Source organism: Leptospira sanjuanensis (assembly GCF_022267325.1).
Classification (GTDB): Bacteria; Spirochaetota; Leptospiria; order Leptospirales; family Leptospiraceae; genus Leptospira; species Leptospira sanjuanensis.
Map to the genome: position 1 here is coordinate 198,141 of NZ_JAIZBG010000001.1, position 25,290 is coordinate 223,430.

The following is a 25,290-nucleotide window of genomic DNA, read 5'->3' on the forward strand; positions in this document are numbered from 1 at the left end:
TACAATAAAACTTGGAGAAAGCCCATGTTTGCGTTAACTTCCAGTCGCCCCTCCGATTCAAAACCTCAGAAACACAAATCTCCTCCCGGTTCGTACGGATTCTTTGCGCTTCGACATTTGCCTCGAATGCGTCGGGATATCATCGGGTTCTTCGAGGATATGAAAAAGAAATACGGGGATGTGGTTCTATTCGGAATCCGTAAAACGAGAATCTTTATGATTCAAAGTCCGGAGGACGTTCGGCACGTTCTTCAGGAAAACAGTTCCAACTATCACAAAAGCGTATTTTATCTCGAACTCAAGCGGGTTTTGGGAAAAGGGCTTTTGACCTCGGAAGGGGATTTTTGGAAAAAACAAAGAAGACTCATTCAACCCGCGTTTCACCGTCAGAGAATATCAGAATTTACTCATATTATGGCGGACGAAACCCTGAATCTATTTCGAGAATGGGACACAAAGGAACAAAACGGAAAAGTAAGAGTCGATCTTTCCGAAGAGATGATGCGGTTGACGTTCGCGATCGTAGGTAAGACCCTCTTTCGATCGGACGTAAAAGAATATTCCGAAATCATCGCAAAGAACGTGGAAACCGCGATGGAAGAATTGACCAAACGATTGACGATGGTTTTTCCTCCTCCGATTCATTGGCCTTTGCCCGGAAATCGAAGACTTTTAAAGTCGATCGATGCGATGAACGAGGTCATCTACGAACTTATCGATCAAAGAAGAAAGAATTCTTCCAATGATCTGATCAGTATGCTTCTTGAAATCCAGGATGAAGAAACCGGAGAAAAGATGAGTCTAGAACAAGTCCGCGACGAAGCGATTACGCTCTTGCTCGCGGGACATGAAACGACGGCTAACGCGTTGACTTGGGCGTTTCATCTTCTTTCCAAACATCCGGAAATTTATTCCAAACTCAAAGAAGAAGCGAAGAACGTTCTCGGTGATCGAACTCCGGCTCTGGAAGATGTAGCGTCACTCACTTATTCCAGAATGGTTTTGGAAGAATCGATGCGATTGTATCCTCCCGCTTGGACGGTCGAACGTTCCGCGCTCGGACCGGACACGGTCGGCGGTTATCATGTACCGACCGGAACCAACGTTTCCATATGTATCTATTCGATTCACAGGGATCCTAGGTTTTGGAAAGAGCCGGAAAAATTTTGGCCGGAACGATTCTCCGAAGAAAACTCAAAAGACCGTCCGAAATACGCGTATATACCGTTCGGGGGCGGTCCGAGAATGTGCATCGGAAACGTATTTGCGATGACGGAAGGAATTTTGATTCTGAGTATGATCGCAAGAAAATATGATTTAAAGCCCGTTTCCGGTCATAAGGTAGAATTGGAACCTTTAGTCACATTGCGACCGAAGCATGGAATGCCGATGGACTTGGTTTCCACTTGACCTATACTTCCCCGGAATAGACTCTTTATTTGGAGTCTATTCCCATGGAAAAAGAAATCCGCAAACGCATAGATCAAGTCAAGGAAAAGGGTCATCAACGACTGACCGTCCTTCTTATCCCTCACGGTTTCGATAAATCATTTCATTTTCAAATTTCGGTTTTTACGATCGTCTTTTTATTCGGTCTTCTCGTATCTATTTTAGGAATCGCCGTTTTCGGAATCGTAAAATATAACAATACAAGAAAACAAATCAACGCACTCGCGCAAGTTTACGGGAAATACTTCGACGAATACATCGAATATTCCGAACAATTGGAAGGAGTGCAAGACGACTTTCTTGCGCTTACGGAGAATTTAGAGGAGATCTATTCTCTCATCGACGGACACGGAGACGAGATGTTGAAACTTCCGGACGAATCGGATATCGAAACGATCGCTCTTGCCGAATTAAAAACGGAAGAATCCGCCGATAAGGATCTGATGTTGGGAAGAAGTTATCTTTCCGAGATTTACGGATACCGCACCGCTCGCGTTTACATGGACAAACATCGCCCGTTGATGGACAGCGTTTACGACTTTCTCAATCTTCGATACGACGTGATGGATGCGATTCCGTTCGGAGAACCTTTGTACTCCTACAACCTGACTTCTTATTTCGGAACGAGACGTTCGCCTACCACGGGTTATATGGAGTACCACGACGGGATCGATCTCGCGAACGTGCCCGGAACTCCGATTTATGCCACGGGTAACGGAAGAATTCATCGAGTGATTTATTCCAACCGCGGGTACGGAAATCATATCGTGATTCAACACGCGAACGGTTATTTTTCCTTGTTCGGACATTGTACGAAAATTTTCGTACGGGACGGACAACAAATCCGCAAAGGAAACTTGATCGCAACGGTCGGTTCCACAGGAAACGTGACCGGACCTCACTTACACTACGAGGTTTGGATCGGAGAATCCAATCGAACGGATCCGATGGAATATCTCAAAGTTCCCGTTTATTGATTTCAATTCGGATTCGATATGCCAAAAAAGAAAGACGATTCTCCCAAAACTCTTTCGGAGAAAGAGGCCAAACAACTTATCGACAAGCTTACCGTCGAAATTCGTCATCACCAGTATCTTTACTATGTAAAACACGAACCGAAAATTTCCGATTTCGATTTCGATCAGATGTTCCGTCGTCTTCAGGATTTGGAGGAAGCCTTTCCCGATCTCAAAGATCCGGCAAGCCCTACGCTCGTAGTCGGTTCCGACTTGGACAAGGACTTCGAAAAATTTCAGCACAAACTCCCCGTCTTATCACTCATCAACACGTACAACGACGAAGAACTTTTGGATTGGGTCAACAAGACCGATCCGGAAGGATTATATTCCGTAGAATGGAAAATAGACGGCGCTTCCATCGTTCTATATTATGAAAATGGAATACTTCAAAACGGAGTTACGCGGGGTTCCGGCGGGATCGGTGACGACGTAACCGATAACATTCGTACCATTCGGAATATTCCATTGCGTTTACCAGAACCGATAACGATTTATCTTCGCGGCGAAGTTTTTATGACCTTCAAAGACTTCGAGGAGTTCAACGAACTTTCTTCCGGTAAATACGCAAATCCGCGAAATCTTTCCGCAGGTTCGATCAAACAAAAGAATTCGGCGGATACGGCAAAACGTCCGCTGAGAATTTTCACATACGACGCGACGTTTCCGGACATTGCCAGAAAATTCAAAACACATCAGGAAATTCTTACCAAGCTTGATAAGTTAACGTTTCCGGTTCCGCCTGACACCGTTTTTGTGACCGGATCCAAAATCGCAAAGACGATCCAGGATTTTAAAAAGAAGAAGGAAAAACTCGGCTTTCCGACGGACGGACTCGTAATCAAACTCAACGACGTTTCCAAACGCGATGCGCTCGGTTATACTTCTCATTCTCCGCGATGGGCGAGGGCGTATAAGTTCGACGCGGTTATGAAGGAAAGTAAGATCGTCGATATTACGTATGCGGTCGGTCGAACCGGAAAGATCACTCCAAGAGCGGAGATCGAACCCGTCAGTCTTGCCGGAACCACGGTAACGTTCGCAACCCTTCATAATCAAGATTATATCGACGAACTCGGAGTCGGGATCGGTGCGGTCGTTCGCGTCGCGAAACGCGGAGAAATCATTCCCGCGGTGGAAGAAGTCGTAACTCCGGGTAAAGACGTTTTTAAAATTCCGGATCGCTGCCCTTCGTGTAAGACGAAGACGATTAAAAAGGAAGGGCTTGTGGATCTTTTTTGTCCGAACCCCGATTGTCCGGATCGAGTTAAGAACGGAATCATCTTTTATTGTCAAAGAAAGCAAATGGATATCGAAGGACTCGGCGATAAACAGATCGAATTCTTATACGATCACGATTATATCAAATCCGTCGCCGACTTGTACGATCTCAAAGATAAAAAAGAAAAGCTGATGGAAGAGGAAGGTTTCGGAGAAAAGAGCGTAGCGATCATTCTCGGAGGAATCGAAGAATCCAAACAGAAAGATTTTCGTTTTGTTCTTCCTTCGATCGGTCTTCCCGAACTAGGACATAAAGTCACGGAATTGTTGATCGAACACGGAATCGATTCTATGGATGAGATTCTTGCGATTTCCAAAGACAAAAAGAGAATCGATTCTCTTTTGGAAATCCCCGGCATCGGACCTTCCACCGTACTCGCCTTTCAGGAAAACTTCTCCGATAAACGAATCTTAAAACTCATAGATCGGCTCAAAAAAGCCGGACTCAAGATGAAAGCCGATCCCGTAAAAGTGGCCGATCAACAACCGTTTGCGGGTCAGTCTTGGTGTGTTACAGGTTCTTTTGAAAACTTCCAACCGAGAGACAAAGCGATGGATTTGATCGTGTATTACGGTGGAAGAAAAGTGAGCGCTGTGAGTTCCAAAACGACCCATCTCTTGGCCGGACCCGGCGCCGGATCTAAATTAGAAAAAGCGAATGAACTGGGGATCGCGGTTTATGACGAAAATCAGTTCTTGGAACTCCTCAAGTCGCATAAGATCGATTTCAAAAATCCGAAATAGAATTTCGAAATCTACGACGCTTTCACTTATAGCCTGTCCAAAAACCAAATTTACTTCTCTCGCTGAGTTTGCAACTTCATCGCTTTAATGTTTTGTCCGGCGCCGCCTCGTTGCAGCCAGGATTCTTGATTTCAGAATTCTTCGTTCAGAAAATGAACGTATGTTTATTGCCTCTTCGATTTAACGAAACGATTCAAAAATAACTTGATCGAGCGGGTACCGTTTCTATTCTTTTTGCCGGAAGATAAGAATCTGTCCCAAAAGAAACTCGGCAAATCATTCCTTATGTGTCGTTCGATCGGGACGGAACCTTGCGCTTGATCTTTCTGAAAAAGTAAATGAGAGTTTTGGGACGCGCCGTAAATTTCTTTTGCAAGAACGGAGGACTTATGGTTTCCATTCTTCCGATCTCGTATACAATCTTTAAACAAAGCGAAAGGACTTAGAATTTAAAAAAGGAAACAACGGAGAGAATCGATCGATATGTTATTTTTGAATCCATACTTAGAAAGTGAAGATAAGGACTTTTACAACACCGTTAAAGAATTCGCGAAAGAACGCGCGCTTCCCACGGTAGAACAAAGAGACGAGGATTGCTCTTGGGACAGCGAACTCTGGAAAGAAATGGGATCTATGGGTCTTTTGGGAATTCCTCTTCCCGAACAATACGGAGGACAAGGCGGATCATGTTTTCAGTGTTGTCTGGCGCAAGAGGCGTTCAACGCAGGATCGTTGGATTCCGGTTTCGGACTTTCCTGGGGAGCGCATATGATCATCGGAACTCTTCCCATTTTGTTCCAAGGAACGGAAGCCCAAAAGGAAAAATATTTACCCAAACTTGCAAGCGGAGAATGGATTGCCGGTCTCGGTTTGACCGAACCCGATTCGGGCTCGGACGCGGCGGGTATGAGAACTTACGCTGAAAAAACCGAAGGAGGTTTTATTCTCAACGGAAGCAAAATGTTCATCACAAACGGACCGATCGGACAAATTTTTATCGTGATGGCAAGAACGACCAAGTCACGCGGACCGATGGGCGTGTCGGCTTTCATCGTAGAGTCCCATCGGAAAGGGTTTCACGTTTCCAAAGTTTTAAAAAAGCTCGGGCACAATACTTCCACCACTGCGGAACTTTCGTTCGAAGATATGTTCATACCGGATGAGAATTTGTTAGGGCCGTTGAATTCGGGTTTTTTAAGAATCGGGAAAGCGACTTTAGAATGGGAAAGAACCGTTCTTCTCGCTTCTTTGATGGGCGGCTTGGAGAATGCGGTCGAAAGCTGTATTCATTACGGGTGGCAAAGACAACAATTCGGTAAACCGATTCTTTCCTTCTTTGCTATGAAGGAAAAGATCGCAAGAATTTGGGCGTATCTTTGCGCTTCGAGAAGAACTTTGTATTTTGTTGCCCGCAAAAAGGACGCGGAACCAAACGTAAGTTTGCCGATGGAAAGTTCCATTTTGAAAGTTTTCGCCTCGGAGGTCAGCGAAGAAGTCGCATCCGATGCGGTTCAAATCCACGGTGGAATGGGCTACATGAGAGAAGTTCACGTCAGCCGTTTGTATCGGGACGTAAAACTAGGAACGATCGGAGGAGGAACTTCCGAAGTTCAACGAAGCATCATTTCCGCGAGCTACGGCGGTTATGATAAGTTTAAAAACATTATCGAAAGCGCGGCTTCCGAGGAAGTTCGAAATCATTCCGAACAAAAGATTCAAAGGACTCCGATCGGAAATCTGATGCGTTGTTTGGACGTTTTGATTCAAAACGTGGGAGACAATCCCGAACGAAAAAAAAGACAAGCTCTCGAATTCGGTTTTGCCGACTTGCTCACGTTGACTACGATTTTAAAACTGAGCATTTGGGATCTGACGCAAAACAGCAATCACTACAAAACATCCGACAAAGAACGGGATCTCGACATTCTCGCGTATTATCTGACGGCAAGATATATTCGAGGAATTGCATATTTGAAGGAACTCGACGAAGCTGCTGTAACGGATCTCATGCAAGCGTTCGGCAATCTCAACCCGCCGGAAAAACAAATCGAGGATTGCATCGAGTTTTTAAAAGAAGGAATCTTAGGAAGCGCTGTGTCCGCTTAATCGAACGGAGAAACGATGTATCAAAAAGGAAAATCCTACGAAGAAATTGAAATCGGAGATAAGGCGAGTTTTTCGAAAACCGTCACGGAAACGGATATCTATCTTTTTGCAGGAATCAGCGGAGACTTTAACCCGTTGCATGTGGACGAGGAATATGCGAAGACGACGATTTTCGGAACGAGAATCGCTCACGGCGGACTTGCTGCGTCTTTGTTGGCACCCGTTCTGGGGATGAAACTTCCCGGTTTAGGAACTGTGGCTTTGGAAACGGTCACTAAGTTTCGGAAACCGGTTTATCCGGGAGACACGGTGACTTGCACCGTCGAAGTCAAAAATAAGATCGCGAAGATGAAAATGGTCGAGATGAAAATTCTATGGACCAATCAAAAAGGCGAGACGATCGGCAAGGGAGAATGTAAGGTTCTTCCGCCCGGTTCCGATTCTTAATTTGCGGATCGCGACATCGATTCGTTTGTTTGGGATGATTCGCGGAATTTTAGAAATCGATTTCGATCCGTTTGGTAAAAATCGAAATTACATTCAAAAATAAAATCAAAAGAGAAGACGTATGAACCCCGTATTATTAGGCGTGAGCGATTCGGTTGCGGCCGATTTCCCGGAAGAATATAAAGAATGGTCCGGCGAAAGAAAAGTATTAGAACATTATAAAAAATCAATATACGATCTGCTTCAGTTTTTGGAGATGAAACCGGAAACTTTACGGGATATTCTTACCGACTTTGTAAGCATCGAGCCGGCTTCGTTGGGCAAGTCGGGTTACGGACATAGCGTAAGAATTGCGAATGAACTAGGGTATACCGGCTTTCGTTCTCATCTGATCGATTTGGGAGGCGCGAGCGTGACCGGAGCGATAGGACAAGCCAGAACCATTCTTCAATCCGACAGCGAGGCGGTCGTCTTGATCGCGGGTGCGGATATTCCTAAGTCCGCATTCAGACAGGTTTCCGATATGAAACGATTGAACGAAACCGTTTGTCATCCCGTTTACGAACTCAATTACGGCGCGACCTTGATCGCTATGTACGGACTTTTGATGAAACGGATGATGTTTGAAAACGACATCGCTCAAGCGGATCTGGAAGCGATCACGAAAAAGTTCAGATCCAACGCGATTACGAATCCGAGAGCACACGTATATCAACAAGAGATAACGGAAAAACAACTTTCTCGAACGATCGCGGACCCGTATCCCGCGCCTATGATCGCAATCGTTACCGATCACGGGTTTGCGACTCTTCTCATGTCCGAAAAAAAAGCGAAGAAACTGCAATCGCAGGGAAAGATCAAAAAGGAAATCGATCCGATGTATTTGATCGGAGCGGGACACGCGGCCCATGCGGAATACTTTATGCTCAAGGGCGACTTTGCGACTCCGGCGGGAAGAGCGGGCGACATTGCGTTTGCGTCCGCAGGAATCGAAAGAGAAGACATCGATTACGCATGGATCTATGATTGTTTTACGGGAATGGTGATACTTCAGTCGTCCGAGTATTTCGGAATCACCAAAAAGGAAGCGGTCGAACATTTGAAAAACGGAGAATTAAAATTCTCTAATGGCAAAAAAATCAAGGTCAACGAGATGGGAGGAATTCTCAACTACCAAGCGGCTATGTCCATGTCCGCCGCAACCGGTTTGATCGATGTGGCCGCACACTATGGATTGTATTCTCGTTTCGTTCCGAACATTCAAGTCACTCGTCCCGGAAAATCTTTGGTGGGCGGAAACGGAGGAGTGGACAGCATCAATTCGGTCGCGATTTTTTCTTCGACCGCCTCCAAACTCAAATCGAAGAAAGTGAAACCGAGACGATTGACCCTCAATCAAAACGGCGCAAAAAACAATGAAACGGGAATTGTTTATTCTTCAACAACGGTAAACATGAATCCGGGATCGTTTACAAAGGCGCCATATTCTTTGGCTCTTGTAAAAATGAAAGCGGGGAGATATGTCATGGTCAATGTATTCGATTCCAAAGGTGAACTTTTAAAAACCGATCAAACTCTCCAAATCGATCGTTCGAAATTAAAAATCGTGAATGAAAACGGGTTTTTGAAAGGAATTTTATCTTGAATTGAAAGAAATTTCCAAGATCATAAGTCAGTATACTTTCCAAGAATCTGCGAAGTTTAACAGCGATCGTCTAAATTTTGCAGGTTACAAAACGAAAAACTCATTCTAAACTCGACGCGATTGTGGAACGATATTAGTCAAACTTCCGTTTCGGTCTTTTTCGACTTGTTATAAATTAAAGAGCAATGTCGAACTGAACGGTTGAGAGAAGGCTCTCAGGATTGGATCGATTTATGCATATCAAGGCAGAGAATATTCAAACGGGTCAGATCCGAATTTTTAACGGTTCCGATTTGATTTTGATTCCCGATTCTTCAAATGAACAAGAAGGAACTATGTTTCTTCACGGAAGAAAGGTGGAGAACTGTCTCAATCTTAGAAAATATTCCACCTTCTTTGTCGTATCCGATTCTGTCTCTAAAACCGGATTTCCCGATACGATCAAATTGCAGGAAGTCGGTCCGAACGGATCCGTTTTTGAAATCTCGGAAAGTAAAATGGATTGTTATCGCGTGATGGGAATATTTTTGGAATAAGATTCACTTTCTGCTGGATTTGAACTTATACAAAAATAGAATCCGTCTGCAGTATTCTTTCTAGGGGAATTCAATCATGGTCCAAAAGAAAAAGACCAAAGTCCAAAAAGCGGCTCCGAAAAAAAATAAAAAGTCCACCGCTCCGTCCGTGAAAAGGAATGATATTCGACTTACGGACATGTTGGATCTCGCGGCGGAAGAATTCGTGAAAGCGATCGAAATCATGGCTAAATTGACTCCGGCAAATAGAACAAAACTCAAACACTCCATTAAAACAGCCGCCAAGAATATTCTGAAGGACTAAATCGAATCGTCCGGACTGATTCCACCCGATTTAAAGCAGTCAATTTTTTTCAAAAAAAGAGAATCCGATAAAAAACTTTGGAAAAAAATTTCCAAAAAGGGTTCGATTTTTTGTAAGAATCGGAGTCAACTATAGATATGGAAAACTTATTTCTGATCACACTACTATTCTTAATTCTATTTGAGCAGTATAAAACCAGGGTTTCCCGGGAAAGAATTCCGATTCGGGCTTTGAAACAATACGTTCACCGTTGATTTCTAAGCCTCATTGAAACCGGGATAGTTTTGCGCGCCCGGTTTTTTTATTTTTCCCGCCTTTCTTTTTCCTTTTCCCCGTATTATTCCGCTTCTTTAGAGAGTTGAAACATTCTCATTCCGCTGGAACCTTGTCTAAAGACCGAGGAAAGAATGTATAAGAAACCAATGACTCCCACTCGCGCCGTCGAGACTTTCATTCAATGCAGAAAAAATCAGGAACCGATCTCGGACGAAGTCTTTTTAGTTTTGGATTCCTTTCAGACTTGGAACGAAATCGAACTCACAGGTCTTCTCAATGCCTCGTTTTATTTTCCGGAAATATTAAACGAATATAGAACAGAGACAGTCATTCGCTCTCTTCTTGAAGTTTTCAAAAAAAGAATCGTGGAAATTCCCATTCAATGACTCATTCTACCGAACCGAAAGTAATCTATCAGGAAGCCAATCCTTACGGAACATTCACCGCGTACTTGGAAGACGACGGAAGGACCGTTTATCTTTATCTCCAAGGAGAACAGAATCCCGAGTTCGGAATCAAATCCGTATGGGTTTGCAATCGGATAGAAGCGCCCGAAAAAAGAAGTATGGAAGATCTTTCCAGCGGACTTGCGCCGATTCTTCTTCGATCCGAAGTGACCGAATCCAAAGGACATCCGGCTTTGGATGAAAAGGATTTGTATTTTATCTGGACGGAAGAAGGGGACGGCGTCGCGCTTTTCTATAAGGAGAATCTCATCGCGTTTCTTCCTCCTTGGTCGGGATTGAAGGATTTTCACGGATATTCTTTGTTTGCGAAGGTGGAAGCTTTGACCGCGTATCCTTTGGGAAATTCCGAATTCGGAATTATTCCCGATCGAGTGCGCGCCTCCCGCGATTTTTGGGAAGCCCGTTCTAAACAAGGAGCTTGGAAAGGAATTCAAGAAAAACGTCTTTCGTATTTAGAATCCAAGTTCGGAAAACACGAAAAGTATTGGTCCGCCGACGGAGGAAAATATCCTCAACTTGGAATCGCGCGCTTCCAATCGGAAAAATTTCCCGGCGTCCTTATCTATTCCACCATCGGAATGAGCGCGCAGAATATGCCGACCGTAGAACTCTTTCATAAGAATTACGAAGATTATGCAAGAATCGAGTTGATACTTGCGGTAAAAGTCGGTTCGGAAGGTTTGGAACGATCCGAATCCTGGGTTCCGCATTTGATCGGCGAATTGATTCGATTTCCTTGGAACATGGCGAAATGGTTCGGTCACGGTCACACGATCACGATGTCGCGAAAGGATCCGGAAGCGTTGTATTTAAACTTCACCTCGATTCTTTTTCGGGATACGGAAAGCTTTCGTTTCGTTGCGAATGCGCCGGATTTATCGGATTTGATTTCAGAAAACGGAAAACCGGTCCGATTCCTAACCTTGCTTCCTCTTTCGGAAGAAGAAAAAGAATACGCGCAGAAGGGCGGAATTCAATCTTTCAATGAAATCTGGAATGAAAAAGAATTTCCTTGGTATCACGACGCGGAAAGACAAACGCTCATCTAAAATGATTCCTATAGAAGATATTATACGCTCTATCCGACGTTATGCGAATCGGTCCGCGCTTTTGCTCGCTCTGATCACGGTTTCTTCTATTTGGATTACGTTGCCACTTTCTTTGTTATCGCAAAATACGGATCCGTTAAGCGAACAGGTTCAGGAAAAGATATGGCAGGAGATTTATAACAAGGATTTTCATTCCTCTAAGAAGTTAGTACAGCTTGAGCTGAGTCGTAGTGGTAAAAATGAGACAATTCCTCTTCTATCACTGCTGGAAATTTCTTTAAACGGACTTGAGAGATACAAACAAGCGAATGAAATCCGCAGAAAAATTCTCTCGATTTGGGAAAGTAAATATAAGAAATCCTTTTTAGATGAGAATTATCCGATCAATCTCGCTACTTGGACGAGGATGGTCGTAGTAAAATCGGATTCTCTCTTGATCGGCGCCGAATATTTCATTCCATATCCGATCAATTCCAGCAAAGACGGATTCTATTTTCATAAATTCACCTTATACAATCGCTTCTCAAAGAAGCCGACTCGCTTCTTCAAACTCGAAAAATCATCCGCAACAAACCAAGAATACCGTCTTTATGAGATCAATGCAGACGGAGAATCGAAACAAATCAAGGTTTACGGAGATATTTTACCGGAGATGAAGGATGAGATGAGTTTTCTGAGCGGATTTTTAGGAATTTAAGGCCGATTTCATTCGATCGAGCGGTTCAAAACGATACAACGACGCTCCTTAAAAGAAAAAACCCGCTTCGAAAAGCGGGTTTTAAAGTTTCATCCCTTCTTAGAATGAAAGTGTGTTGCTAAGATACCTTATTTCTTCTTCGCAACTTTCTTTTTAGCTGCTTTTTTCTTAGCAACTTTTTTCTTAGCTGCCTTCTTTGCTGCTTTCTTTTTTGCAACCATTGACTCTTCCTCCGTGTTACTAACATCAAGCTCTGATGTTCTTCAGAAACTTAACGCCGTGATTAGGGACATAATTAATGTATCAAGATAAAAATGTAAAGTGTTTTAATAAATTTTTACATTTTTTTTTAAAATTTATTTATCTCAAAGATTTTTCTTTCATCTGCGAGTGTCTTCATTCACTTCAAGACAGAGAAAAGATATATCATCGCTAGGATCTTTCTTACCACGATAGTCTTGAATCGTTTTTAGTACAAGATCCGTTAGTTCTTGCGGACTTAATTGATGATTCTCGCGTAAAAGATTTAAAAAATTCTCATCACCGAAGATTTCTTCGTTATCATTGAACGTTTCAGTGACTCCATCGGTGAATAAAATTAGCTTATCACCGGGGTAAATCGGAATCGTTAAGTGTTTATATTCGGTAGGTAAGACTCCTAAAACTCTTTGAGTCTCGGTTCTAAGTTCTACTTTTCCGTTTTTTCGAATACAAATCGGAGAAGAATGTCCTGCATTGATGTATTTAAACGTTTCTTCCTGAGAATTATATTCTCCGCAGATCAACGTCATGAACTCGCTTCCTCTGTATCTCTCGATTAAAAACGAGTTAATCACTCTGAAAATCGTGGATAAGTCCGATTTTTTTCGAATTTGATTCTGTATGATGCCTCGAATCGCACTTACCAAGTATCCGGTTCCCAATCCATGTCCCGAAACGTCTCCTAAAGCCAACAACATCGTGTTTGAATTCAGCTTTTGAATGTCTAAGTAATCTCCGGAAATTCCTACGGCGGGAATCGAAAAGAAACCGATGTTGATTCCTTTGATCGGTTCTCCTTCGGCGACGTGCAGAGTTTTATCGATAATCGAAGCCATATTGAGATCGCGAACGATTCTTTTTTTCTCCACTTCCTCCGCCAATAACGCGTAGTTTTGAAGGAGCATCGAAGCCATTCTCGTACATTCTTTTAAGAAATGAAGCTCGCCGAGGTTGAAATTCTTTCGGTTGTTCTTTTCACCCACTAGAAACACGCCCAAAACCTCTTTTCCGCGCGAATAATTGAAGATCGGATACGTTAGCTGCACACCGGAATTTTGCAGGAATTTATAGACCGATTCGCGGATTCCGAGTCCATACGCAAGGTGATTCGTGACGGTAACTTCCGTATTGGCCGCAAAATACTGCCAAATCTCCGAACCGGAAGCGATTCGAATGAAGTTGATATTCTTCAGATCCGTTCTCGGAAATTTATCCGCAGGAATCAATACGAGGATTTTGGAAATATCCAACGCTTCCGAAACCTTTCTCATTAGATTGTTGATCGTCGCTCGCATGGAAATAGGAGCGCTGATCATCGAAGAGATCGTTTCCATCGCCGAATGAAGTTTTTGATTTCTTTTAAAGCTCCAAGTGTCCACAAGGTTGGACAAACGCCGGTTGATTGAACCGAGAGTATATAAACTCGAACAAAGAAAGAGAACGTTGAATTCTTCCAGATACTTATCCGCAGCGATCGGATTAAATTTAAAAAACGCCGCAAGAAGAAACAGATAACCGCCCGCAAGGATCAAGATCAAATAAATCGAAGTAAGAGAGGAACTGAACGCAATCTGAACGGGAACGATCGAATACGTGAACGTTCCGTAGATGATCAAGGCCGGAAATATCAAGAACGCCGCCAAGATCATAACTTTCGCCGAATCGGGCGAGATAAGATGCGAAAATTCCACGGATACGAAAGGAAGAATGGAAATCGCGCTGAACGCCAAAATCAAACTGAGTTTTTTGAATAAACTCTGCAACGGAAAAAGATTTCGTATCGAATCCAAAATCAAAAAGAAAATGCAGATCACGGAGCAGAAGAGAATAAAATAAACTCCGTTGGTCGCAAGTATTCCGAAGATATGCGGATCGGCCTTCTGCGATTTTCCCACGAAACCCGCGATCAAAGAGAAGATGATCTCCGGTGCGAACCATCGTGTGGGAAGTTCCTTGCCTCGAAGTCGAAACGATATATTCAAGATCACGAATGCTGTAAAATAAAGAAAAAAGAAAAATAAAAAGTGGAATTCGTGAAAGCCGACTAGAAAGAAGTTGAATAAACTCAAACACGACAGGGAACCGAACAGCAAAAGCATGTAGAGATCCCTTGTGTAAAAGAAAAACCAGATCGCTACGGAAAGATACAACAGTGAAATCAGAATGTCTCTCGTAAAATCCTGGATCACGGAGTAATCCGATTTCGGTGCGAGAATGACAGGGATCGTTTCGCTGACTCCCTTGTCGTAAACATGGATTCCGTTTTCATACGATTGACCCGATTCGGCCATTTTAACCGCGATCTCAAGTTCCAAAAGATCCACTTTCTTTCCTAAGATGCCCGGAAATTCTTCGCTGCTTTGAATGATCGTTCCGTTCGGATAATAATAAAAAGGAGGTCTTAAACTTTCGGAAGAAGTCTGCAAAACTCCTATAAAAAGCGCGATGCTGAACAAGATCAGAGATATGAACAATAAAAGTATGTTTCTCACGCCGGAAATCCTAAGTCATAGATAGAAATCATCGTGCGGTTCTTCCAGGTGAGGATCAAAGGATCTCTGCCGATTTCCTCTTCCACTTCCCAGCCCGCTGAAAGAAGATTTTTACCGAAGTTCGAATTTCTATGCGCTTTAAAATTTTTGCCGGATGTTTTCAGGGAAATCGTATTCTCGCTTCTACGAATCACTCCGACCAAAAGATCGTAGTCCTCGTTCCAGGAAATTTCTTTGAGATAGGATTCGACCAGATTCTTAATGTAACTCAAACTTTGAACCGATCGGGATGTTCTAGCGGAAAACAAAATTCCAAGTATATAACAAAGAACTAATACGGAAATCTGGTTCGTAACTCCCAGTTTTAAGATGACAAAGTAGGTTTCTTCCCCCTCCGAGTTGAGAAACTCGACGAGTTCCCCCGGTTCTCTGGAAAGGACTTCGATGCGGATATTTCCGATCATCGGAGGTTCGGCGGCTTCCAGAAATTTCCGGATCTTACCGGCCGTTTCCAATTCTTTTCTGTACTTTTTATTTTCCGCGACTTGGGAAGATAAAATATGATTGTGAACCGCGATCCCGCACTTTCCGGAAAGAAAACTCAAATCCTGACGCACGGAATCTTTTGGAATGTTCGATGCCGCAAGAAAGCCGAATAGGGTTTCTCTATAAACGAAAGGTAATATGAAATTAGCGCGGAGGCTTACGAAATCCTCGTTGATTTCGTGGTTTTGATCCGGTTCTCCGATGATCGCTCCGTTCTTTTTGTTTAGGATGTATTTCAACAACTTTGCGTCCGGATTGATTCCGTCGTGTGTGATGACCTTTCTTTGTTTCTTCTTTGCATACGTATAAAGTTCGAAGGTTCTCAAGTCGTTGTTAAGAAGCGCGAGTTTTCCGTAATTACTCTCGGTCAACCGAACCAAATCCGGGAATACGTTCTTGATCAGACCTTCGTGATCGAATTTTCGATACGCCAATTGGGAGGATCGAGGATCGTCGCTTAAATATTCGGAAATCAGAATCGACTTTAATTTTCCGCTGAGTTTTTCCTGAAGAGGGAATATGATAAAAACCGCAAAGATCAAAGTGGAAAGAAGACTCACTTCCATATAATATTCGATGGCCGCCGGAATTACGGAGAGAATAAAGAAATACAAACCCAGCGCAATTAGAATCGAAATTCCCTTTGCGAACAGGTTGATAATTCCGGAAATTAGATAGTAGTCCGTTACGAGAGAACGGAAGGCTTCCCTAAATCCGATTTGATTCTCCTCGTTGTCAGGTAGTGTAGTAAGCATTCTCTTCGATGTATTTTTCCGTAAAATCGCAGCCCCAAAATTTCATGGAAACGGCCCCAACATTCAACACTACATTTAAGGAAATTTCAGTATTATTTTTTAAGTATTCGGAAAGCTTTTTCAATGTTTCCTGGTTCGCTTCTTTGACCGGAAGCGTTCCAAAATAGATTTGAAGACCTTCGAACGGGATCGGTTCGTCGAAAACCTTTCCCACCGCCATCACCAATCTTCCCCAGTTCGGATCGCCGCCGTAGATCGCGGTTTTTACCAAGGGAGAATTCAGGATCGACTTGCCGATTTTTCTTGCCTGCGTTTCGTTCTTTGCGCCGGTGATCGTGAGTTCGATCAACTTGGTCGCACCTTCTCCGTCGATCGCGATGAGTTTGGTAAGATCGATTGAAATTTCCGTAAGGGCTTTCGAAAAATCTTCAACGGAACTTTCGCCGGACAAACCGTTGCAAAGCAACGCGACCGTATCGGAAGTGGAAGTGTCCGAATCGATCGTTAAACAATTGAAGCTCTGATCCACGGATGATTTTAAAACGGAATATAAATCCGTTCCTTCCGGCAGAGAAACGTCCGAAAGAATATAGCAGAGCATCGTAGCCATATTCGGTTCGATCATTCCTGCGCCTTTTGCGATCCCGTAGATCGTGCCTTCTCCTGATTTTGTTTTGATTTTTCGGAAAGAAATTTTCTTTTTAGTGTCCGTGGTCATGATCGCTTCTGCGACTTCTTCCAAGTTACCCGGTTTTAAAAGCGATTTCGCTTTTTTACAAGCGGGGAGAATCACTTCCATCTTTAACGGAACTCCGATCACTCCGGTCGAAGAAGGAAGGACTAACTTTGCGTCGATGCCGAGGGATTCTCCGATCGCTTTGCAGATGTCTCTTGAGTTTTGAATTCCTTTTTCACCCGTTGCTACGTTCGAATTTTTAGAATTGATGACCACGGCTTGCAGAAGACCGGATTGAACGTGTTCTTTTCCCACGATGACGGGAGCGCCCGGATAATTGTTTTTGGTGAATACGGCGGCCGCTTTGCAGGGCACTTCGGAATAAATCACTCCGAAGTCTTTCGTATTGTCCTTGATTCCGATATTGATTCCGAAAGATGAAAAGCCTTTTGGCATTGTCATGGATAAGATCCCTCAACGTGTCGATTGGATCTATGTTTGGAAAATTATCTCTGCCGGAAAGAAGAATTCAGGAAACTTCGGCTTGATAACGAATCGGAATCGTAACCGCAAAAATCGTCCCGCCTTCCGGGTTGTCGAAAACCTTTACGGAGCCGTGGTGAAGACGCACGATATGTTTTACGATGGAAAGACCGAGACCGGTTCCGCCTTCTTTACGGGAACGGTTCTTATCGACTCGGAAAAATCTTTCAAAGATTCTGCTTTTGTCCTCGTCTTGAATTCCGATCCCCTGATCGATCACTTGGAACTGAACCTGATCCGTTTTTACGGGAAGAATTTTCAGAGTGATCGTTTTTCCTTCGGGAGAATAAGAGGACGCGTTCGAGATCAAGTTTAAGAGCATGTGTTCCAAAAGAACCCAATCCGCGGCGATCATCAAAGGTTCAGGCATTTCTACGACAAACTTTTGACCTTTGGAGGAAACGACCCCTTCCACGGTATAACTCAGATTCTCCACAAGAGATTTCAGGGAGAATTCTTCATCGCCCGCGATCTTTGTTTGATTTTCGATTCGTGTGATGGTCAGCATATCTTCGACGATACGCACCATACGATCCGTGTTTCTGGAAATCGCGTCTAGAAATCGTTTTTCGTGACTTTCCGGTGAAAGGCGTAAACGATCGAGCAACGTTTCCGTATATCCCTTTATGGACGTGATCGGAGTTTTGAGTTCGTGAGAAGCGTTCTGCACGAATTGTTCCCGAATGATATGCGATTGTTTTTCTTCGGTGATGTTTCGGATCACGCCGATATACATCAGCGTTTTACCGTTCGTTTTCAGAGGATACATCTTGATCGTGTAAAAATTCTGTCCAAGATCGAGTTCCATCTTGGAATCGCTCGGACCTTTGAGATGATTTAAAACGAATTCCAAAAGTCTCGGATCTCGCGTCGCGTCCGTTACTTTTCTGGATCTTGAATTCGGTTCGATCAAAGAACCCGGAATACTTTTATTTTGAAAAAGAATGGAGGCGTTGTCCGGATCGATCGCAAACACACCCTCTTTCAGATTTTGTAAAACGGAATCGAATTTTTCCTTTTCGATCGTAAGATCCACGAATTGATTCTTCAATCGACTGGACATGAGATTGATGGAAGAAGCTAAGTCCGCGAGTTCCCGAATGTCCGAAAGAGCCAACTCGGAACCGAAATCTCCCGCGTTGATATCGCTCGTTTTTTTTTCGATTCTGTCGAGAGGTTCCGCGACTCTCTTTGCGATCGAGTAGGACATGTAGAACGTCCCGAACATGGCAAAAAGAACGTAAAAGGAAAAAAGAAGAATTCTAAAATCGGGATGAATGAACTTCTCCGCGAAAAGTACCGCGCCGGCAACAACGAGGAGTACAAGCAAAAGCAGCCAGTTGCTAAGAAGGAGTTTTGAAAATAAGCTACGCCTCATTGAATCTATAGCCGATTCCGCGTATCGTCTCGAGTCTTTCCTTTTCGTCTCCGAGTTTGTCGCGCAGTCTCTTGATATTTACGTCGACAGCTCGGTCGGTAACGTAAATATCTTTTCCCCAAACGCGGTCCAATAATTTGTCTCTTGTAAAAGCCACGCCCGGGTTGGTCATAAAGAGATTGAGAATCTTATATTCGATGAGGGTTAAATCCACTTCCGAATTGTTGATAAAAGCCTTATGGGCTTTCAAGTTGAGAAAGATGTTTCCGATGGTGATGTTTCCTTCGAATTGTTCCTCTTCCTCTCCTTCTTTGGTTCTTCTTAAAACGGAACGAACTCTAGCGATCAATTCGCGAGTGCTGAACGGTTTACGGACATAGTCGTCCGCACCGAGTTCTAATCCGAGAACCGCCTCGGTCTCACCGGATTTTGCGGTAACCATGATGATCGGCATGGAATACTTTTCTTTGATCTTTTTGCATAGATCCATTCCGCCGATTCCCGGAAGCATCAAATCTAGAATTACGAGATCCGGTGTGTTCTTTTCGAGTTTTGGGAGAACTTCTAACCCGTTTTGGCATGTGTCGACTTGATAGCCGTTTTCTTCGAGGTGGAATCGGATCAGCTCGGCGATATCTTCCTCGTCGTCAACAACGAGGACTTTTTGCCCTGGGTTCCCTGATTGGTTTTTCATGAGTCCTGTTCTTTTCCCGATCTATCGCTGTTTTTTTACAAATCGATTTTCCTTTTTTAGAAAACCGAAAACCGCGAGATCCTTTTCATTAGACCGGGCAATGTTTATAATCCTAATATTCCAGAAATTCGTTACAATTAGAATACGAAAAAATTACAAACTACAGAAATTCGATTTTCAGCGTTTTGTTAAATGACAGAGAGAAAACAAAGATTACTCTTTATCACCTAATTGAGCGTTGATCTTGCGAATCAAGGTTCTTTGACGGAAAATCGAAAAGACGAGAAAACCCGAGAGCAATAACGTTCCGATTAGATACACTTCGTTCAGGCTTCTCAGTCGTTCGTGTTCTTCTTCGATCGCTTTGATGCCTTCGAGATGGGAAATCAGAAAGTAGAACTTGTCTGCGTTAGGCCATTCTTTTTTGGATTCTTCCCTGATTTGAGTGATTAAGATCGCCGCTTCGTCCTTTTTCATTTTTTGAATGATCGGAAATACGCGATCCAGGTCGGCGTTCAGATATTCTCTCGCACCCATAACCGGTTTCGTTTCTTTATCCGCAGCGGAAGAGGTCTGATCCGCCAAAAGCGAGTTCGTCGACGCGAGCGCGGAAAAAATCAAAAGAGAGAAAAAGGAAATTCTAATATTCTTTCTATTCATTCGAAAAAGCCTAATTTATTTTTCCATTCTTTGGTGTATGGATTTCTATAATGGACAAGGTAGATACCGGCTAAAATTGCGAAAACACAAAAGAGAATGCTGCTCGTCACTAAAATGAAAGCGAGAAGTCCCGTTTCGATCAAAAATCCTAGATCCAAAAAAAACAAAACCGTAAGCGGAGAAAACCCGAGTAGAAAAAGGCCGGATAAGATAATCTTAATGTGACGGACGGGAACGATATGGAGCATGACTCTTCGTTTTAAATCCGGCGGAACAGGCGTATTTTCCCGAGTGTTTAGGGTTTCCTCTTCGAAAAAGTGCAGTTTTTCTTCGAGTTCCGGCGGAAGCGAATCGGGTTCGGGAGAATGGGGAACGGAATTATTCTTGTTTTTCATTCTCTTCCTTGTTTAACCAATCCCTCATGATTTCCTTACCCCTGAAAATATAACTCTTTAAAGTGTTCATTTTCAAGTTTAATTTTTTTGAAATTTCTTTATAAGACATATTCTCGAAGTAATGGAGAGAAATCGGTTTGCGATAGAGTTCGGGAAGGCTTTCTACAAGGTTTCGGATCTTCTCGGAGCTTTCCTGTTTGAGAAGTTTTGCTTCCTGTTCGGAAGAGATTTCTCTTTGTTTATCTTTTTCGGTTTCCGCGAGAATCAACGCGTCGAGTCCGGCGACCTCGGGGTGTTCTCGGCGGTATCTTCGGATGATTTCGTTTCTCGCGATTACGAACAACCAAGTGGAGAATTGGGATCTACCTTGGAACGTGGATAAACTTTCGAATGCCTTTAAAAATATGTCCTGGGTGAAATCTTCGGCCTCCGTTTCGTTACGAAAGGCCTTGATCGCTTGGGAATAAACCAATCCCTGATAACGGTTCATCAGCAATTCGAACGAATTGAAATCGCCGTGTAATACTTTTTGAATGCAGTCCCAGTCTTCCTGGTTGCATACAATGGGAAGGTTTTCCCTCATCGAGATCGGGAGAATTTATAATAGCAGAGCAATCCTAAACCGGTTCCGAGCGGAACAAGTCCTCCGAGCATTGCAAGCGATTGACCTAATACGGAAATGAATCCGATGGAGAGCGCGATTCCGACAAAGGTCAGGATCAAACCTAAAAAGAAAGAATACGTTCTAAGATCGAAGCTTTCCTTTTTGTAAAGTCCGGCTTTGATGATTTCTATCCTTTGTCTATACCACCAATAAAAAACGAAAAACAGCAAGGAACATCCGAATACGATTCCGAAGATCGGAACCAAATAAAGAACCACTTTGTAGTCGGATCCGGAGTTGGAGCTTTGATTCTGAAGGTGTTTCAGAATCAAGTCCAGCGTTTCTAATAATTTTGCTTTTTCTTCAGGGTTCATCTTACAATGGCTGTTACTTTTTTATTTTCCGCTCTGGTCTTGAAGTAAGGAATTCTTTCTTCGATACCGGGACGGTTGATCAAGGATTGATACCATTCTTCTTCTTGAAAACTTTCTTTTAGGTAGGAATTGCGTATTTCGGTTTGAAATAGATTCTTAATCATCTTCATCGTTGTTTTACCTCCTTAACGCCGCCCCATAGAAGGTCGTTGCTGAGTTTGAAACAGTTTTGTTCGTATCTCATCTTAACCTTTTGGGTTCTTCGTTTTATTTTATTATGTCTTATATAAATATCGGCAGTTTGAAAGAATCCGCACGATAATTTATCGATCCTTTTGAAAAGTTCGAAGTCTCGTTTGGACACTTTGAATTCTTTCCTCGCTCCTGTCGACACGGACTACGAGACAGAATCGTATCTACAATTTTCAGACGGCAAACTAGCTGAAGAAAAAAATGTCTTTTTAATTTTTTTTAGAGAATTTCCGAACCGGATCAAAAAAAGGAGGGCTGCCTAAATTCGGTTCCACTTGAGTCGGTTGTCTTTCAAAACCGGCATATTCGCGCAAAAAGTTTACGATGATTCTTCCCGTAGCCCCCCAGAGTAATCCTTCTTCCAAATCGAAATAATAGATTTCGATTTCTCTTGCGCCGGATCTCCGAATTCGAATCGAATAAAACGGAGCCGTTTCCAAACGATTCAAATCGAGTAGGATAGAACGTTCTACTTCTTCCGGATTCGTGTTGAAACGAAATGAGCCGGCGTATCGAGCGATAAAGGGAGAAATATGAAATCCTGTATGCGTAAAAAGTCCGTGATATTCGCCGAGAACTTCGAGAACGGAACTGGATTCTCCCATTTCCTCTTCCCATTCGCGAAGGGCCGTATCCAAAAGATTCTTGTCTCGTTTGGAATGCGCACCGCCGGGAAACGCAATTTGCCCCGGATGCGCTTTCAGATTGGAATTTCTTTTTTGTAGGATGATTCCCTGAGTAGAATCGGGGTTTTCGTATATGGGAAGAATAACGGACGAGGCCCTTGATTTTTCCTCTCCAATGGGCGGGGTCGGAATTCCGGTAAAACTTTCCTGAGGAACTGCAAGCTGGGTTTTGAGCGACTGAAAATCAAATCTCATTCTTTACCTGCATTCAGAATTTTGAATATTCCTCTATTCGAATTTTTTGTTAATCGGAATCAATCCTTTGATATTCGATTCGTATGGAACGTTTTCCAAGGCGGCCAGGATCGAAGGTCCGTAGTGAACCACTTTCCATTCCGAGAAAAGATTCATCTCCCTGAGTTCGTCGAGCGTCTTCGGATTTCTCTGCGCGAGTTCCGCGATCATCTTATTCGAAGGCATCATCTGATGACTCATTCTCCGAATCGACATGATCGTTTCTCTCCAGATTCTCAAACGTTTAAAACGTTCTCCCTCTTCGTTCGTCAGATTCTCGCCAGGTTTTTTAAACAATTCCGATTTTTGAATCGGAGGTCCGCTCGGATTCGCATAAATTTGAAACAGTGTTTCCGCATCCTTCTTCCCGAGAATTTCGGTTAACTTGGACATGTCCCTTCTCGACTTTACGAGCTGGACCACTTTTTCGTTGTTGAAGACTCGAAACGGCGCCTTATTCAACTTTCTCGATTTATCGTCCCGAAACACGAGCGTATCGTAGATGAATCTTCTTTCGTCCGCGCTGTATTCCAAAATATCCGGGAACTTGTCCATTGAAATGGAATTTCCTTCGGAACCGGGTTCTTCGGATGCGATTTTTTCGAACTCGGAAAGAGCTTCCTCAAAGAGGCTTCTCTTTGTGAGCTCTTCCTTCATCTTTTCCCAAATCGTTTCTAAATAAACCGTATCCAAAGCTGCGTATTGAAGTTGGCTTTTTTCCAACGGCCGCTTTTCCCAGTTAGACTTCTGCTCCTTCTTGGAAAGCTTAATTTTATGATAATAATCGACGAGGTATGTAAGAGAATATTGATCGTGATCCAAAAGACGCGAACTGAATCCAGTATCGGCGATATTTACGAACGTAAAACCGAAATCCTTTTTCAGGGCTTTGATATCATCGATGGCGGAATGGAAGATTTTTAGAATTTTTTTATCTTCGAATAAACTTCCGAGACCATCTAAGTTTTGTAGCTTCAACGGATCGATGATGTAATTTTTTCCCTTAGCCGAAATTTGAATCAGACAGACCTTGGAAAAATACGTATAATAACCGGAGGACTCCGTATCGATGGAGATAGAGTCCGCCTGGCTCAAATTAATGAGAACGAGTTGTAGGCTTCGAATTGTATCTACGACTATGTAGTCGGAATTTATTTGCATGAAAAACGCGACCTGAGATTTTAAGCTTAAGAAGGCAGAGAATGAGTCGAATTCCCGATAAATCCAGAGTAAGAAGACAAGCCCAGGATGACAAACCAAAAGATGAATGCGCGATTTTTGGTATTTTTAATTCATCGGAAGCGTCGAATTTCACGTATTTAGGTCTTTACTCGATGCAGCATCGGGGCCAGGAATCCAGCGGGATCGTCTCCTCGGACGGGGAACACCTCTATCGCTACGCCGGAATGGGGCTGGTCGCCAATATTTTCACCGAAACCAAACTCAAGGAACTTCAGGGCAATTCGGCCATCGGTCACAATCGTTATTCCACGACCGGCGCCAGCTTTTTAAGAAACGCACAACCTCTTCGGGTCGAATCCCATCTCGGGGCCGTTTCCTTGGCCCACAATGGAAATTTGGTCAATTCTTGGGAGCTCAGAAGCCAGCTCGAAAAAGAAGGAAGCATTTTCCAAACCACGATCGACTCGGAAGTGATCGTTCACCTTATGGCCCGTTCGGGAGAATCCGATTTTCTCTCCGCGCTTTCGTCCGCTCTCAAAAAAGTAAGAGGGGCGTATTCGCTTGTCATTCTTACCAAATCCCAGTTGATTGCAGTGCGCGATCCGAATGGATTCCGTCCCTTGGTGATGGGGCGTAGGGAAGACGGATCAATCGTATTTGCGTCCGAAACCTGTGCCTTCGACATCACCGATACGAAATACGAAAGGGATGTGGAACCGGGTGAGATGATCGTCGTCGATAAGAACGGAGTGAATTCCTATTATCCGTTTCCGAAAGCGACCCCAAGTCTTTGTATCTTCGAATATATCTATTTTGCAAGACCTGATTCCAACATCTTCGGCGAATCGGTTTACAAGGTTCGTAAGAATTTAGGAAGATTCTTAGCCAGAGAATTGCCTGTGGAAGCGGACGTTGTAATTCCAGTTCCCGATTCTGCGAGCATCGCAGCTTTAGGTTATGCGGAAGAATCCGGAATTTCCTATCAATCCGGATTGATTCGATCTCATTATATCGGAAGAACGTTCATCGAACCGGATCAAAAGATCCGAGATTTCGGAGCCAAGATCAAATACAACGTGGTTCGAAACGTCGTCGAAGGAAAACGAGTGATCGTGGTCGACGATTCCATCATGAGAGGGACTACGAGTCGAAAGATCATCAAGATGATCCGAAACGCGGGCGCCAAAGAAATCCATCTCCGAGTTTCCGCACCTCCGACCATATCCCCTTGCTATTACGGAATCGATATTCCGACCCACAACGAACTGATCGCCGCAACGCACACTATTGAAGAAATCCGCAAATACCTAAGAGTCGATAGCATCGCCTATCTTTCCGTCGAGTCCATGAACCGCGCGGTTTTGGATCACAAGGGCGGAGGATTCTGCAACGCTTGTTTTACGGCTCAATATCCGGTGGAGTTCCAAAGCGAAGTCGGAAATCAAAAGAGTTTATTCAAAGAATATCAAGTGGAAGAAAGGGCCGTTTATTAAAACGGCCTTACCGGAATCGGAAAGCGCTGAAACGGAGAATGTCGAAAC

General features: G+C 43.5%; 24 protein-coding genes. 12 read left to right on the top strand and 12 right to left on the bottom strand.

From position 1 onward, the window contains the following. The first annotated feature begins 24 nt into the window (after positions 1 to 24). From LFX25_RS00960 to LFX25_RS01010, 11 genes are all read left to right on the top strand, one after another. Positions 25 to 1,410: a cytochrome P450 gene (locus LFX25_RS00960; RefSeq protein ID WP_238728434.1), complete on the top strand. Its 1,386-nt coding sequence runs from the start codon at positions 25 to 27 to the stop codon at positions 1,408 to 1,410. 44 nt (positions 1,411 to 1,454) lie between these two features. After that, positions 1,455 to 2,426: a M23 family metallopeptidase gene (locus tag LFX25_RS00965; RefSeq protein WP_238728435.1), complete on the top strand. Its 972-nt coding sequence runs from the start codon at positions 1,455 to 1,457 to the stop codon at positions 2,424 to 2,426. An 18-nt stretch (positions 2,427 to 2,444) separates the two neighbouring features. Then, positions 2,445 to 4,490 carry an NAD-dependent DNA ligase LigA gene (ligA, locus tag LFX25_RS00970; protein ID WP_238728436.1) on the top strand — a complete coding sequence of 682 codons (2,046 nt, stop codon included), beginning with the start codon at positions 2,445 to 2,447 and terminating at the stop codon, positions 4,488 to 4,490. A 483-nt stretch (positions 4,491 to 4,973) separates the two neighbouring features. Next, positions 4,974 to 6,596 carry an acyl-CoA dehydrogenase family protein gene (locus LFX25_RS00975; protein ID WP_238728437.1) on the top strand — a complete coding sequence of 541 codons (1,623 nt, stop codon included), beginning with the start codon at positions 4,974 to 4,976 and terminating at the stop codon, positions 6,594 to 6,596. Between the two features lie 15 nt (positions 6,597 to 6,611). Further along, positions 6,612 to 7,043, top strand: a complete 432-nt coding sequence (locus LFX25_RS00980; RefSeq protein WP_238728438.1) for a MaoC family dehydratase — start codon at positions 6,612 to 6,614, stop codon at positions 7,041 to 7,043. Positions 7,044 to 7,164: 121 nt separating this feature from the next. Further along, positions 7,165 to 8,688 carry a thiolase C-terminal domain-containing protein gene (locus LFX25_RS00985; protein WP_238728439.1) on the top strand — a complete coding sequence of 508 codons (1,524 nt, stop codon included), beginning with the start codon at positions 7,165 to 7,167 and terminating at the stop codon, positions 8,686 to 8,688. 233 nt (positions 8,689 to 8,921) lie between these two features. Beyond that, positions 8,922 to 9,224 carry a hypothetical protein gene (locus LFX25_RS00990; RefSeq protein ID WP_238728440.1) on the top strand — a complete coding sequence of 101 codons (303 nt, stop codon included), beginning with the start codon at positions 8,922 to 8,924 and terminating at the stop codon, positions 9,222 to 9,224. A 76-nt stretch (positions 9,225 to 9,300) separates the two neighbouring features. Next, positions 9,301 to 9,528, top strand: a complete 228-nt coding sequence (locus LFX25_RS00995) for a hypothetical protein (RefSeq protein ID WP_118954315.1) — start codon at positions 9,301 to 9,303, stop codon at positions 9,526 to 9,528. Positions 9,529 to 9,935: 407 nt separating this feature from the next. Then, on the top strand, positions 9,936 to 10,190 hold the full coding sequence (locus LFX25_RS01000; RefSeq protein WP_238728441.1) for a hypothetical protein: 255 nt from the start codon (positions 9,936 to 9,938) through the stop codon (positions 10,188 to 10,190). After that, positions 10,187 to 11,320, top strand: a complete 1,134-nt coding sequence (locus LFX25_RS01005) for a suppressor of fused domain protein (protein ID WP_238728442.1) — start codon at positions 10,187 to 10,189, stop codon at positions 11,318 to 11,320. Before LFX25_RS01000 ends, LFX25_RS01005 begins: the two co-directional genes overlap by 4 nt. A gap of 1 nt (position 11,321) precedes the next feature. After that, a complete protein-coding gene (locus LFX25_RS01010; RefSeq protein ID WP_238728443.1) occupies positions 11,322 to 12,017 on the top strand; it encodes a hypothetical protein in 696 nt (231 codons plus the stop codon). Positions 12,018 to 12,397: 380 nt separating this feature from the next. Here LFX25_RS01010 and LFX25_RS01015 read toward each other — a convergent pair whose 3' ends face one another. From LFX25_RS01015 to LFX25_RS01070, 12 genes are all read right to left on the bottom strand, one after another. After that, positions 12,398 to 14,770, bottom strand: a complete 2,373-nt coding sequence (locus LFX25_RS01015; RefSeq protein ID WP_238728444.1) for a SpoIIE family protein phosphatase — start codon at positions 14,768 to 14,770, stop codon at positions 12,398 to 12,400. Continuing rightward, on the bottom strand, positions 14,767 to 16,071 hold the full coding sequence (locus LFX25_RS01020; RefSeq protein ID WP_238728445.1) for a hypothetical protein: 1,305 nt from the start codon (positions 16,069 to 16,071) through the stop codon (positions 14,767 to 14,769). The genes LFX25_RS01015 and LFX25_RS01020 overlap by 4 nt, the downstream gene beginning before the upstream one ends. After that, positions 16,052 to 17,203, bottom strand: coding sequence for a bifunctional glutamate N-acetyltransferase/amino-acid acetyltransferase ArgJ (gene argJ, locus LFX25_RS01025; RefSeq protein ID WP_238731463.1), 1,152 nt, complete (start codon positions 17,201 to 17,203; stop codon positions 16,052 to 16,054). The genes LFX25_RS01020 and argJ overlap by 20 nt, the downstream gene beginning before the upstream one ends. A gap of 73 nt (positions 17,204 to 17,276) precedes the next feature. Beyond that, entirely contained in the window at positions 17,277 to 18,668 is a 1,392-nt protein-coding gene (locus LFX25_RS01030; RefSeq protein ID WP_238728446.1) for a HAMP domain-containing sensor histidine kinase, read from the bottom strand. After that, positions 18,658 to 19,362, bottom strand: coding sequence for a response regulator (locus tag LFX25_RS01035; RefSeq protein ID WP_002724505.1), 705 nt, complete (start codon positions 19,360 to 19,362; stop codon positions 18,658 to 18,660). The genes LFX25_RS01030 and LFX25_RS01035 overlap by 11 nt, the downstream gene beginning before the upstream one ends. Before the next feature lie 213 nt (positions 19,363 to 19,575). Continuing rightward, positions 19,576 to 20,022 carry a hypothetical protein gene (locus LFX25_RS01040; protein ID WP_238728447.1) on the bottom strand — a complete coding sequence of 149 codons (447 nt, stop codon included), beginning with the start codon at positions 20,020 to 20,022 and terminating at the stop codon, positions 19,576 to 19,578. Next, positions 20,019 to 20,417, bottom strand: coding sequence for a hypothetical protein (locus LFX25_RS01045; RefSeq protein ID WP_238728448.1), 399 nt, complete (start codon positions 20,415 to 20,417; stop codon positions 20,019 to 20,021). Before LFX25_RS01045 ends, LFX25_RS01040 begins: the two co-directional genes overlap by 4 nt. Next, entirely contained in the window at positions 20,401 to 21,000 is a 600-nt protein-coding gene (locus tag LFX25_RS01050; RefSeq protein WP_238728449.1) for an RNA polymerase sigma factor, read from the bottom strand. The genes LFX25_RS01045 and LFX25_RS01050 overlap by 17 nt, the downstream gene beginning before the upstream one ends. Beyond that, a complete protein-coding gene (locus LFX25_RS01055; protein WP_118954305.1) occupies positions 20,997 to 21,395 on the bottom strand; it encodes a hypothetical protein in 399 nt (132 codons plus the stop codon). Before LFX25_RS01055 ends, LFX25_RS01050 begins: the two co-directional genes overlap by 4 nt. Then, a complete protein-coding gene (locus LFX25_RS01060; protein WP_238728450.1) occupies positions 21,392 to 21,565 on the bottom strand; it encodes an LIMLP_16695 family PerRB-regulated protein in 174 nt (57 codons plus the stop codon). The genes LFX25_RS01055 and LFX25_RS01060 overlap by 4 nt, the downstream gene beginning before the upstream one ends. 291 nt (positions 21,566 to 21,856) lie before the next feature. Then, positions 21,857 to 22,528, bottom strand: coding sequence for an NUDIX hydrolase (locus tag LFX25_RS01065; protein ID WP_238728451.1), 672 nt, complete (start codon positions 22,526 to 22,528; stop codon positions 21,857 to 21,859). A 33-nt stretch (positions 22,529 to 22,561) separates the two neighbouring features. Continuing rightward, a complete protein-coding gene (locus LFX25_RS01070; protein ID WP_238728452.1) occupies positions 22,562 to 23,728 on the bottom strand; it encodes a ribonuclease D in 1,167 nt (388 codons plus the stop codon). Positions 23,729 to 23,769: 41 nt separating this feature from the next. Here LFX25_RS01070 and purF point away from each other — a divergent pair, with 41 nt between their 5' ends. Further along, complete coding sequence (gene purF, locus LFX25_RS01075) at positions 23,770 to 25,242, top strand: amidophosphoribosyltransferase (protein WP_238728453.1); 1,473 nt, start codon at positions 23,770 to 23,772, stop codon at positions 25,240 to 25,242. Positions 25,243 to 25,290: the final 48 nt, after the last annotated feature.